Annotated in this window: 11 protein-coding genes; 1 reads left to right on the forward strand and 10 read right to left on the reverse strand. The window is 63.2% G+C overall.

The genetic code is table 11. The features are described from left to right. Position 1 precedes the first annotated feature (1 nt). The 10 genes from FEM01_RS23185 to FEM01_RS23230 all read right to left on the reverse strand — a co-directional run bounded on the left by FEM01_RS23185 (position 2) and on the right by FEM01_RS23230 (position 11,520). Positions 2-724: a MotA/TolQ/ExbB proton channel family protein gene (locus FEM01_RS23185; protein ID WP_138221783.1), complete on the reverse strand. Its 723-nt coding sequence runs from the start codon at positions 722-724 to the stop codon at positions 2-4. 30 nt (positions 725-754) lie between these two features. After that, positions 755-1,549 carry an energy transducer TonB gene (locus FEM01_RS23190; RefSeq protein WP_138221784.1) on the reverse strand — a complete coding sequence of 265 codons (795 nt, stop codon included), beginning with the start codon at positions 1,547-1,549 and terminating at the stop codon, positions 755-757. Between the two features lie 462 nt (positions 1,550-2,011). Continuing rightward, positions 2,012-3,001, reverse strand: coding sequence for a sulfate/molybdate ABC transporter ATP-binding protein (locus FEM01_RS23195; RefSeq protein WP_138221785.1), 990 nt, complete (start codon positions 2,999-3,001; stop codon positions 2,012-2,014). Positions 3,002-3,004: 3 nt separating this feature from the next. Beyond that, on the reverse strand, positions 3,005-3,877 hold the full coding sequence (gene cysW, locus FEM01_RS23200) for a sulfate ABC transporter permease subunit CysW (protein ID WP_138221786.1): 873 nt from the start codon (positions 3,875-3,877) through the stop codon (positions 3,005-3,007). Between the two features lie 13 nt (positions 3,878-3,890). Continuing rightward, positions 3,891-4,709 carry a sulfate ABC transporter permease subunit CysT gene (gene cysT, locus FEM01_RS23205; RefSeq protein ID WP_138221787.1) on the reverse strand — a complete coding sequence of 273 codons (819 nt, stop codon included), beginning with the start codon at positions 4,707-4,709 and terminating at the stop codon, positions 3,891-3,893. 188 nt (positions 4,710-4,897) lie between these two features. Continuing rightward, positions 4,898-5,905, reverse strand: a complete 1,008-nt coding sequence (locus FEM01_RS23210; RefSeq protein WP_138221788.1) for a sulfate ABC transporter substrate-binding protein — start codon at positions 5,903-5,905, stop codon at positions 4,898-4,900. Between the two features lie 47 nt (positions 5,906-5,952). Next, positions 5,953-6,135, reverse strand: coding sequence for a sulfur starvation response protein OscA (gene oscA / locus FEM01_RS23215; protein ID WP_016489716.1), 183 nt, complete (start codon positions 6,133-6,135; stop codon positions 5,953-5,955). Positions 6,136-6,329: 194 nt separating this feature from the next. Continuing rightward, complete coding sequence (locus FEM01_RS23220; RefSeq protein WP_138221789.1) at positions 6,330-9,377, reverse strand: efflux RND transporter permease subunit; 3,048 nt, start codon at positions 9,375-9,377, stop codon at positions 6,330-6,332. Then, positions 9,374-10,435, reverse strand: coding sequence for an efflux RND transporter periplasmic adaptor subunit (locus FEM01_RS23225; RefSeq protein ID WP_138221790.1), 1,062 nt, complete (start codon positions 10,433-10,435; stop codon positions 9,374-9,376). Before FEM01_RS23225 ends, FEM01_RS23220 begins: the two co-directional genes overlap by 4 nt. Next, positions 10,432-11,520, reverse strand: a complete 1,089-nt coding sequence (locus tag FEM01_RS23230) for an efflux RND transporter periplasmic adaptor subunit (RefSeq protein ID WP_138221791.1) — start codon at positions 11,518-11,520, stop codon at positions 10,432-10,434. Before FEM01_RS23230 ends, FEM01_RS23225 begins: the two co-directional genes overlap by 4 nt. 350 nt (positions 11,521-11,870) lie before the next feature. On the opposite strand from FEM01_RS23230, the gene FEM01_RS23235 reads away from it, so the two are divergent. Then, the gene (locus FEM01_RS23235; protein WP_138221792.1) at positions 11,871-12,326 is read left to right on the forward strand and encodes an REP-associated tyrosine transposase; all 456 of its coding nucleotides are present in this window, start codon (positions 11,871-11,873) and stop codon (positions 12,324-12,326) included. The last annotated feature ends 79 nt before the right edge of the window (positions 12,327-12,405 follow it).

Below are 12,405 nucleotides of genomic sequence, written 5' to 3' on the forward strand. Positions count from 1 at the left end.
GTCAGGAGGCCTCCTTCACTGGCTGGGTGAAACCAGCTTGCTGGCGCTGGGCGGTAGGGTGCAGCAACACACGGAAGGCACTCTTCTGCGCCAGGCTGTAGAAGTCATGGGCGAAGTCGTCCAGGTCGGCGGCGGTAAGCTTGAGGCGGCGCAGGAAGTAGTTGTAGACCAGCACCGCCGGCACCGCGACAGCAATACCCACACCGGTAGCCACCAGCGCCGCGCCGATGGGGCCGGCCACGGTTTCCAGGCTGGCCGAGCCTGCCGCGCTGATCCCCTTAAGCGCCTCCATGATGCCCCATACCGTGCCGAACAGGCCGATGAAGGGCGAGGTGCTGCCGATACTGGCGACCACCGCCAGGCCGGTTTCCAGCGAACGGCGCTCGCGCACGATCTGCTGGCGCAGGGCACGCTCCAGGCGGTCCTGATGGTTGATCGCGTGGCTCAGGTCACTGGCCTGGCCCAGCTCGCCCACGGCGATAGCGGCATAGCCGGCCTGTGCCACGCGGGCGGCGGGGCCGGGCTGCGCGTGGCTCAGCTCGGCGGCAGCGTCGAGGCTCGAAGCGGCCCAGAACTGCTGGTGGAAGCGCTTGTCCTGATGCTTCAGCCGCACGAACTGCACGACCTTGATCAGGGCCAGCGCCCAGGTAACGACAGAGAAGCCGACCAACAACCAGATGACGGCGCTTTCAACGGATTCGAGTGGGGATGCCAACAGGCTCATGATGTAGTCCTTCCTAGGTTCGGTGGCGCATTAACGCAACTTGAAATCGATCGGTACGCTGACCCAGCCCGCTTGGGCCACGTCGCCCTGCTTGGCCGGCACGAAGCTCCAGCGCTTGACGGCGGCCAGCGCAGCGGCGTCCAGGGCATCGCGGCCACTGCTTTTCTGAATCTGGATCTGCCCCGGCTTACCGCTGGGCAACACCTCCACGCGCAACAGCACGGTGCCTTCCCAGCCACGCCGCTGGGCCATCTGCGGATACTCCGGCGCCGGGTTCTTCAGGTAGGCGGCATTCGCCGAAGGCGGCGTTACCGGGGCTGGCGCAGGTGGCGCGGGCGGTGCCGGGGCGGCCACGGGAGCCGGAGGCGGAGCCTCGACGGGCTTGGGCGCGGGCGCAGGTTCTGGCTTAGGCTTGGCCACCGGTTTCGGCGCTGGCTTGGGCTTGGGTTTGGGCTTGGCGGCCAGCTCATCGACCACCGGCGGGGGTGGCTCGACCACGGGCGGCGCGGGTGCGGGTGGCGGCGGCTCGACCACCGGTGGCGCAGGTGCGGCGAACTCGATGGTCATCGGCGGAATCTGTGGCGGCACGATTGGCAGCGCGGGCGTGGGGGCCTGGCTGATCCAGTAAGCCGCGGCGCCGTGCAAGGCCAGCACCAGCAGGCCCAGAACCAGCGTGTCGCGGCGCTTGAGCCCACTGGCTGGAGTGCGCTGCAGGCGCAACTGACCAAGCGGCAGGCGCAGCGTGCGTCCGAGCTCGACCAGATCACCCGCTGCCGGGTGCCATGGTTGCTCAAAGGCCCTGACGGCCGTCTGGACATTACCCATTTGCTCAAACTCCCTATGGGCTGGATTCAGGTGTGTGGCTGAATCTTCGGGGTTTGAGGCTTATCTCTAAAAGTAACTTTTAAAGTTAATATTAGGCTTATTTGGAATATTAAATTGTACCATTAGCCTCCAGCCCGCAGCGTGCGTGGGTTGCAGCGAAGGTGCTGAGCGCTCGATGCCTTTAAGGCATATGAAATATTCGCCAAAGGCATCAGATAATAAAAAACCGGGCACTGTCCCTAATGCCCGTCAGTTAAGCCAATGGGGGCCGCTTTGCGACCCTTTCGCGGCACAAGGCCGCTCCTACAATGTCCGCGTAAGCCCGGGTAGTGCCGGCTTGTACGGTCGTGTAGGAGCGGCCTTGTGCCGCGCAAGGGACGCGCAGCGGCCCCAATTACTGCAACAAAGGCTTAACTGACGGGCATTAGGCGCAGTCCCGGTTTTTCAGTGCGCTGGGATCGCTTAGATATCCGCCACCTTCTGCCAGACCTTCGGTCGGAAGAACAACGTCTCGCCGCGCGCCAGCCCGCTCAGGCTGTCGTGATCCTTGACCACCTCGGCCTCGATCAGCTCGCTCTGCCCTTCGACCTTCAGCGTGACCCGAGTGGTGGCCCCCAGCGGACGGATATCGCGCACCTCGGCGGCATGGTGACCTTCAGTCTCATGCCGCGACAGCGAGACCTCGTGCGGGCGGAACAGCACGTGATGGCCTTCGCTCAAGGCCAGGCGGTTGGAATCGCCCAGGAAGTGGTAGACGAAATCGTTGGCCGGCTGCTCGTACACCTCGCCGGGCGAGCCGATCTGCTCGATCACACCCTTGTTCATCACCACGATACGGTCGGCCACTTCCATGGCCTCTTCCTGGTCGTGGGTCACGAACACCGAGGTCAGGTTGATGTCCTCGTGCAGCCGCGCCAGCCAGCGGCGCAGCTCCTTGCGCACCTTGGCGTCCAGCGCACCGAACGGCTCGTCGAGCAGCAACACCTTGGGTTCGACCGCCAGGGCACGGGCCAGGGCGATACGCTGGCGCTGGCCACCGGACAGCTGCTCGGGATAGCGGTCGGACAGCCAGTCGAGCTGCACCATGTTCAGCAGCTCATGGACTTTCTCGGCGATCTTGCTTTCGCTAGGACGCTCACCCTTGGGCTTCATGCGCAGGCCGAAGGCGACGTTGTCGAACACGCTCATGTGCCGGAACAACGCATAGTGCTGGAACACGAAACCAACGTTGCGATCACGCACGTCGTGGCCAGACACATCCTCGCCGTGGAACACGATGTTGCCGTCGTCCGGGGTTTCCAGGCCGGCGATGATGCGCAGCAACGTGGTCTTGCCGCAGCCGGACGGGCCGAGCAGGGCCACCAGCTCGCCGCTGTTGATATCCAGGTTGATGTTGTCCAGGGCCTGGAAGCTGTTGAAGCGCTTGCTGACGTTACGAACTTCGATCGACATGAATCATTCCTCCGCGGCGCTGTGGCGCAGGCGGTTAATACGGTTCTCGCTCCACTGCTTGAGCAGCAGGATGAAGAGCGCCAGGATCAGCAGCAGGCTGGCCACGCTGAAGGCCGCGACGTGGTTGTACTCGTTGTAGAGGATCTCCACGTGCAGCGGCAAGGTGTTGGTGACGCCACGAATATGCCCGGACACCACCGACACCGCGCCGAACTCGCCCATGGCCCGGGCGGTGCACAGCACCACGCCGTAGATCAGGCCCCACTTGATGTTCGGCAGGGTCACGTGCCAAAACATCTGCCAGCCGTTGGCACCGAGCAGGCGCGCGGCTTCTTCCTCTTGCGTGCCCTGTTCCTGCATCAGCGGGATCAGCTCACGAGCGACGAACGGCACAGTGACGAAAATGGTCGCCAGGACGATGCCCGGCAGGGCGAAGACGATCTGGATGTCGTGATCCTGCAGCCACGGGCCGAACAGGCCTTGCGCGCCGAACATCAGCACGTAGACCAGGCCAGCGATCACCGGCGATACCGAGAACGGCAGGTCGATCAGGGTTACCAGCACGCTCTTGCCACGGAAGTTGTACTTGCTCACGCACCAGGCGGCGGACACGCCGAACACCAGGTTCAGCGGCACCGAGATCACCACCGCGAGCAAGGTGAGCTTGAGCGCCGACAAAGCATCGGCCTCGAAGATCGCCTCGAAGAACGTGCCGAAGCCGTTCTTCAGCGCCTGGGATACCACGATCACCAGCGGCAGCAGCAGGAACAACGCGAAAACGATCCAGCCCAGGGTAATCAGCACCCGGCGCGAGGTGGCGTTGCCGCGTCGGGCAGCGTTGGCGGCAGCGGATGCGCCTAGGGAAGTCGAAGACATGACCAAGCCTCCTTCAAGGGGTTTCGATGCGCCGCTGAAGCAGGTTGATCAGCAGCAGCAGGATGAAGGAAACCACCAGCATCAGCACGCCGATGGCAGTGGCGCCGGTGTAGTCGTACTGGTCGAGCTTGACCATGATCAGCAGCGGCAGGATCTCGGTCTTCATCGGCATGTTGCCGGCGATGAAGATCACCGAACCGTACTCGCCAACGCCGCGCGCGAACGCCAGGGCGAAGCCAGTCAGCCAGGCCGGCAGCAGCGCCGGGGCCAACACGTGGCGGAACACCTGCAAAGGCTTGGCGCCCAGGCAGGCGGCGGCCTCTTCGACTTCACGCGGGATGTCGGCCAATACCGGCTGCACCGTACGCACCACGAACGGCAGGGTGACGAAGGTCAGCGCCAGGGTGATGCCAAGCGGGGTGTAGGCAATCTTGAAGCCAAGGTCGGTGGCGAACTGGCCGACCCAGCCCGAGGGCGCGTACAGCGCGGTCAGGGCGATGCCCGCAACGGCAGTCGGCAGGGCAAACGGCAGGTCGATCATCGCGTCGATGATCTTGCGCCCAGGGAAGGTGTAGCGCACCAGCACCCAGGCCAGCAAAGTGCCGATCACTCCGTTGATGATGGCAGCGAACAGGGCGGTGCCGAAACTCAGCTTGAGCGCGGCGAGCACGCGCGGTGCGCTGATGATGTTCCAGAACTGCTCCCAGGTCAGCTGTGCGGCATGCACGAACATGGCGGCCAGCGGTATCAGCACGATCAGACTGAGGTACACCAAGGTGTAGCCCAGTGTCAGCCCGAAGCCGGGTATGACGGGGGAAATACGACGTGACATAAAGGTCCCTGGTTGAACGCACGAAGCCCGGAAACGATCCCGGGCTGGTGCTAGCTTCTGAAATCCTGGAGCTGCTTTGCAGCCCATCGCGACACAAGGCCGCTCCTACAGGGAATCGTGCTTTTCTGTAGGCGCGGCCTTGTGTCGCGAAAGGGCCGCAGCGCGGCCCCCGCTGTTTTCATGGCCGATCACTGCGCCTGGTAAATCTGGTCGAACACACCGCCATCGTTGAAGAACTTAGGCTGCGCAGTCTTCCAGCCACCGAAGTCCTTGTCGATGGTCACTAGGTCGAGTTTCGGGAACTGCTTGCCAAACTCAGCGGCGACTTTCGCGTCACGCGGACGGTAGAAGTTCTCTGCGGCGATCTTCTGGCCAGCCGGGCTGTACAGGTGCTTGAGGTACTCGGTGGCGATCTCGGTATTACCCTTCTTCTCGGCGTTTTTGTCCACCACGGCCACTGGCGGCTCGGCCAGGATCGACAGCGAAGGCACGACGATGTCGAACTTGTCGGCGCCGCCGTCTTCCTTCAGCGCCAGGAAGGCTTCGTTTTCCCAGGCCAGTAACACATCGCCCTGGCCGTTGTTGACGAAGGTGATGGTCGAGCCACGGGCGCCGGTATCGAGCACCGGTACGTGCTTGAACAGCTCCTGCACATACTCCTTGGCTTTGGCTTCGCTACCGCCAGCCTTCAGGCCGTAGGCCCAGGCGGCGAGGAAGTTCCAGCGGGCGCCGCCGGAGGTTTTCGGGTTAGGCGTGATGACCGAGACGTCTTTCTTGATCAGGTCGCCCCAGTCCTTGATACCTTTCGGGTTGCCCTTGCGCACCAGGAACACGATGGTCGAGGTGTACGGGGTGCTGGCGTCCGGCAGACGGGTCTGCCAGTTTTCCGGCAGGGTCTTGCCGAGCTTGGCGATTTCGTCGATGTCACCGGCTAGGGCCAGGGTCACCACGTCAGCGCGCAGGCCGTCGATGACCGCGCGGCCCTGCTTGCCCGAACCACCGTGGGATTGCTGGATCTTCACCGTGTCGCCTGGGTGGGCCTGCTGCCAGTGCTTGATGAACTCGGCGTTGTACTGCTGGTACAGCTCGCGGGTCGGGTCGTAGGACACGTTCAGCAGTTCGTAGTCCTTGGCGAGGGCGGAACCGGCAAAAACGGCACTGGCCAGGGCGGCGAGCGCATAACGGCGGATGGACATGGTGAAGCTCCCGATTGGCATTTTTCTAATTTGTGGGTAATGCGGTCTCAGCCGGATTTGTTGCCGGGCTGTTGCAGGCGGAACTTCTCCTTGCGCTCGATCTGCACCACCTGGGCGTTGTGCACGGTGATCTCCACGGCGCCGAAACGCAGGTCGCGCAGGGCGCTTTGGATCTCACGCAGAATGGTGGCTTCGTCCTGACCGTCGATGCTACGCAGCGATGCGCTCATGCTCGTTCTCCTGTGAGTAAGGGGTGCCGGGCAGAGGTTCGAAGGGGATTTGCGCCTGGCTTGGAAGCCATAGTAATGAGGCGCGGATATTCTTAAAAATACTGTTTAAGAATGTTTATATAACCAATTTTAAAAAGCTGGCGCTGCGCCTGTGGGAGCGGGTTCACCCGCTCCCACAGGGCCGATGATGGGCTTCAGGATTGCGGTTCACGAATCCTGTACCAGGCCACATACAGCGCCGGCAGGAACAACAGCGTGAGCAGCGTCGCACTGATGATCCCGCCGATCATCGCATAGGCCATCGGCCCCCAGAACACTTCCCGGGCGATGGGAATCATCCCGAGGCTGGCGGCCGCCGCCGTCAACAAAATCGGCCGGCGCCTGTGGTTGGTGGCCTCCACCACCGCATCCCAAGGCGAGTAGCCCTGGGCCTCGAACGCGTCGATCTGGGTCACCAGAATCACCGAGTTACGGATGATGATCCCAACCAGCGCGAGGATACCGAGAATCGCCACGAAACCCATTGGCGTACCCGTCGGCACCAATGCCAGCACCACGCCGATCAAGCCCAGCGGCGCCACGCTGATGACCAGGAACAGCTTCTGCACGCTATGCAGCTGGATCATCAGGAAGGTCGCCATCAGGAACAGCATCAGCGGGATCACCTGCGCAATCGGGCCTTGGGCCTTGCCGCTCTCTTCTACCGTGCCACCCGTGGCCACCTCGTAACCAGCGGGCAGTTTGGCGGCGAATGCGTCGATCTCCGGCTTGAGCTGCGCGACCAGGTCGGTCGGCTGGACGTCGCCATTCACCGAAGCCTTGAGGGTGATGGTCGGCTTGCGGTCGCGGCGCCACACCAGCGGCTGCTCCAGCTCGTAGCGCACGGTGGCGAACGCCAGCAGCGGGATCGAGGTGCCGCTGGGGCTGACGATCTGCAGGTTCCGTAGGGTATCGGGCGAGCCGCGCTCGCTGTCGTCGGCGCGTGCGACCACATCGATCAGGTAGATGTCATCGTTGACCTGGGTGATCGGCACACCGCTGACGATGCTGTTCATCACGTTAGCCACATCCTCGGACGACAGCCCCAACTGGCGCGCCTTGTCCTGGGCGATTTCGACCCGCAGCACCTTACCCGGCTCGTTCCAGTCGTAGATCATCTCACCGATGTGCGGGTTGCCATCGAGCAGCGTGGCCAACTCGAGGGCGTGCTTGCGCACCTGGTCGATATCCTTGCCGCTGACCCGGTACTGGATCGGCCGGCCCACTGGCGGGCCCATTTCCAGCGTTTGCACGTTGGTGCCGATGCCGACAAACTCCTCGCGCAGCAGTTTCTGCAAGCGCCCGATCAAGGCTTGACGCTGTTCCAGGCCTTTGCTGACGATCACCAACTGGGCGTAGTACGGGTTTTGCAGTTGCTGGTCGAGGGGCAGGTAGAAGCGGATCGCGCCCTGGCCGATGTAGGTGCTCCAGTGCACCAGGTCGGGGTCGTCCTTGAGCTTGGCTTCGAGTCGGTCGACCACCTTGCGGGTTTCTGCTATCGAGGCGTTCTGCGGCAGGTTGAGGTCCAGCAAGATTTCCGGGCGGTCGGAGGCGGGAAAGAACTGGTTCTGCACGAAACGCATGCTGAAGATCGACAGCGCGAACAGCAGCACCGTACCGCCGATGGTCAGCCAGCGGTGGCGCATGCACCACAGCAGGCCGCCTTCGAAGCTACGCGCCACGCGCCCTGGCTTGGCCTCGTGGGTCTTGACCTTGCTGGCGCTGAGCATGTGCACCCCAAGCACCGGGGCGAAGAACACCGCCACCCCCCACGACACCAGCAGCGCCACCGCAATCACCGCGAACAGTGTGAAGGTGTACTCGCCGGCAGAACTCGCATTCAGACCGATAGGCACGAAGCCGGCCACGGTGACCAGTGTGCCAGTGAGCATCGGGAACGCCGTGGAGGTGTAGGCGAAGGTGGCCGCCTGCGCTTTGGTTTCGCCCATCTCCAGGCGCGTGACCATGACCTCGACGGTGATCATCGCATCGTCCACCAGCAGGCCGAGGGCGATGATCAACGCCCCGAGCGAGATACGCTGCATGGTGATGCCGCTGTACTCCATGAACACGAAAACCATCGCCAGCACCAGCGGGATGGAACATGCCACCACCAAGCCGGCACGAATGCCCAGGCTGATGAAGCTCACCACCAGGACGATCACCACCGCCTCGAACAGTGCACGGGTGAACCCGCCGACGGCCTCCTCGACCACCACCGCCTGGTCGGATACCGTGTGCACCCCCACACCCACCGGCAGGTCGTTGATCACCCGGTCCATCTGCTGTTTCAGCGCAGCGCCGAATGCCTGGATGTTGCCGCCGGCCTTCATGCCGATGGCCAGACCGATGGCAGGCTGGCCGTTGAAGCGGAACATCGGCGCGGGTGGATCGGCGTAACCGCGTTCGATGACGGCGATATCGGCCAGGCGATAGAAACGCTCATTGATCCGCAGGTTGACGTTCTGCAGGTCTTTTTCCGAGGCGAATTGCCCGGTGGTACGCACCGAAATTCGCTCCGGCCCAGCCTCGATGACCCCTGCCGGGGTCACTGCGTTCTGGGCCTGCAACGCCTGCATCACCTGGCGCTGGTCGATACCCAGCGCGGCCAGCTTACGCGTGGAGAAATTCAGATACAGCACCTCGTCCTGGGTGCCGACCATCTCGATCTTGCCGATATTGGGCACTTCGCGTACCTCGGCGCGGGCCAGCTCCACATAGTCGCGCAACTGGCGCAAGGTCAGGCCATCGGCAGTGAAGGCGTAGATCGAACCGAACACATCACCGAACTCGTCGTTGAACGCCGGGCCCTGTAGGCCTTTTGGGAACTGGCCACGGATGTCGTCGATCTTCTTGCGCACCTGGTACCAGATCTGCGGGATGTCGCGGGCTTTGGTGGTGTCACGCAGGAAAACAAATACCGTGGACTCGCCAGGCCGTGTGTAGCTCTTGACGTAATCGAGCGAGTCCAGCTCTTCGAGCTTTTTCTCGATGCGGTCAGTGACCTGGTTGAGAGTTTCGTCTTGGGTCGCACCCGGCCAGCGGGTCTGGATGACCATGGTCTTGATGGTGAACGCCGGGTCTTCCTCACGGCCCAGGTTGAAATACGAAAACACGCCCATGAGCAGGCCGACGAACATCAGGTACCAGACGAAGGACTGATGGCGCAGGGCCCAGTCGGAAAGGTTGAAGCGTCCTTTCATTGTGTATCCTCGACGACCTTGACCTGCTGGCCGGGTTTGAGACTGTTCACACCTGCTGTCACGACGCGCTCGCCCGCCTGCACGCCGGCCCCGATTACGATGCGCTGATCGCTACGCTGCAACAGGCTGACGTCGCGCAGGGCGACGGTGTTTTGCTGCGGGTCCACCACCCATACCTGGGGTTTGCCGTCACGCTCGAACAACACGGTCGCCGGCAGCTCGCTGCGCGGACTGACGGCATGGCTCACGCTAACACTGATGGCGGTGCCAAGGTGGAAGGCGTCCGGGGTGCTGGCCAAGGTCAGGCGCGCACGCCGGGTGCGGGTCGTGGCGTCCGCCTGCGGTTCCAGCTCGCGCAGCGTTGCGCGGGTGACGATGCTCGGATCCAACTGCGAAGCCACGCTGAATACCAGGTTCGCGTCCAACTGCTCGGCCACCCGGATGGGCAGGTCGATCACCGCCTCTTTGACGTCCGGGCGAGCCAGGGTGACCACCGCCTGACCGGCACTCACCGTCTGACCGGCCTCGGCCTGCCAACCCGTGACAACCGCTGCGTGGTCGCTGCGCAAGGTGCTGTAGTCGAGCTGGTCCTTGGCCTGACTGACCGCAGAACGCGCTTGCTCCAGCGAAGCGCTGGCGGTTTTCAGGTTGGTCTGAGCGATGTCCAATTGCGCCTGCGCGCCGACGCCACGGTCATACAGCTGCTGCTGACGACGCGCATCGGCCTGGGCATTGATCCACTGCGCCTGGACCCGCGCCAGGTCACCCTCGGCGGCGCGCAACTGGTTCTGCTGGTCGGTGGGGTCGAGGGTCGCCAGGGTATCACCAGGGTTCACCCAAGCACCGGTATCCAGCCAACGCCGGGCGATACGCCCGGAAACCCGGAAGCCCAAGGTGCTTTCGTAACGGGCCTGCACCGTACCGGCGAACCGCCCCATCTGCGATTGCACCTTGGCCTGCACCAACGTCGAGAGCACTGGGCGCACAGGCTCCTGCGGCGCCTCCTCGGCGCTGCAACCTACCAAGAGGCCCGCGACTATCGGCAACCAATACTTCATGGCGCGACTCCTGCACCTGGGGTGGCGACTTTTTCCACCTGCATGCCGGGGTGCAGCAATTGCCCGCCAGCCACTACAACGGTTTCGCCACTCTGGATGCCGTCGGCGATCACCACCTTGCCGGTGAGGTAGCGCCCTACGCGCACCTTGCGCAGCTCGACCTTGTCGCCCTCGCCCACCACCCACACAGCGGGTTCTTTCGACGCCTTGGTCAACGCCGCCCAGGGCAATTCGACGCTCTGGCGTCCCTGGGTGTTACCGGTGGCGGTCACCGGCGAGCCCAACTGCATCTGCGGGGGCACATCGCGCAAGGCCACCTTAACCTGCACCGTGCCGCTCTGCGCGGAGACGGTCGGGGTGATTTCGCGGACCTTGCCCTGGGCCTTGACCTGCGGGTTGTCCAGCAGGCTCACCCACACGCCTTCATCGCTGGGTGGCGCCAACAGCAACGACTCGTAGACGTTGAACACCGCATCGCGGTCGCCATCCACCGCCAGGCTGAAGATCGGCATGGTGGCCTGCACCACTTGCCCCACCTCGGCCTGGCGCGCGGTAATCACGCCATCAGCCTCAGCCACCAACGCGGTGTAGCCCAGCTGTTCATTGGCGCTGGCAAGTTGCGCCTGGGCCGCCTTGAGGGCGCTCTGGCTGCCACGCAAGGCGGCCAGAGCCGAGTCGTACTCGCTCTGGCTGGTGTAGCCCTTGGGCAGCAGCTTCTGCTGCCGCCAGAATGCGGTACGGGTCTGGGTCACTCGCGCCTGCTCGGCGAACACCGCAGCCTTGGCAGAGTCGACGTTGTTCTGCAGATCTTTCGGGTCGAGGCGCGCGAGCACCTGATTGGCCTTGACGTGGGCGCCCACATCGACGCTGCGCGAGACGATCTTGCCCCCCACGCGGAACGAGAGTTCGGTCTGGACTCGGGCCTGGATGTCGCCGGTCAGGGTGATCCGCGCAGCAAAGTCGGTGGGCTGCGCCTGCTGCACGAGTACCCTGGGCAGCACTGACGGGGCCTTTTCCTCTCCACAGCCTGCCAACAGCAAAAGCAGCCCCAGGCACACGACCATCGGCGCATGCGATACCGTCATGCCGCCTCCTTGGTTTTCGAATGGTTACAGGACGCGATGAAAGCGTAGATCAGTGATCGACAAACGGCGTTGATGCAGGTTCCAAGAAAGCGTGGGGCGGTGCTCGGCGGGGTCCGCCTGATTCTCGGGCACTTTCGCCGCAAACACCGGCATAGCCGGTGCCATCTACCGCGTCGCCTGCTTCGCGGGTAAACCCGCTCCCACAGGGATGCGCTGTAGGAGCGGGCTTGTTCAGCTTGCCCGCGAGGAAGCCAGCAGCTGCTGCCATATTCAGAAACCATGCGCAGCACTGTCCTTGTTCTACCGCCACTACATTTCAGGGGTCTGTTGTTCGAGAAGGGATTGATCGAATGCCGCCTGCCCAATCGCACCTGTTACGCCGTGGACGCTGTTCGGAACCGGGTAGGGTCTATTTGCTCACCACGGTTACTTATCGACGCACACCACTGTTCCTCAACTGGCGTCACGCCCGAGTGGTGGTGCAACAAATGCGCAAGTCTGATCAGGAAGACGCCTGTATCTCTCTAGCCTGGGTGGTGATGCCCGACCATCTGCATTGGCTCATCGAGTTGAAATCGGTGACCCTCGCCAGCCTGATGCGCCGGTTCAAGTCACGCTCAAGCCTGGCCTTGCATAAAGCAGGGCTAGAACTGGAGCCGGTATGGCAATCGGGTTATCAGGACCGGGCTTTGCGGCGAGAGGAGGATGTCAGGAAAGCAGCGCGCTACATTGTCGCCAACCCTTTGCGGGCTGGGCTGGTGACCAGTGTGCGGCAGTACCCGCACTGGGATGCAATCTGGCTCTGAAGCGGTGTTGGGGCCTTCGCGGGTAAACCCGCTCCCACAGGATGGACTGCCCCCCAAAAGTTGGACAGTTTTAAGCAGC

The organism is Pseudomonas mosselii (assembly GCF_005796105.1).
Lineage (GTDB): Bacteria > Pseudomonadota > Gammaproteobacteria > Pseudomonadales > Pseudomonadaceae > Aquipseudomonas > Aquipseudomonas mosselii_C.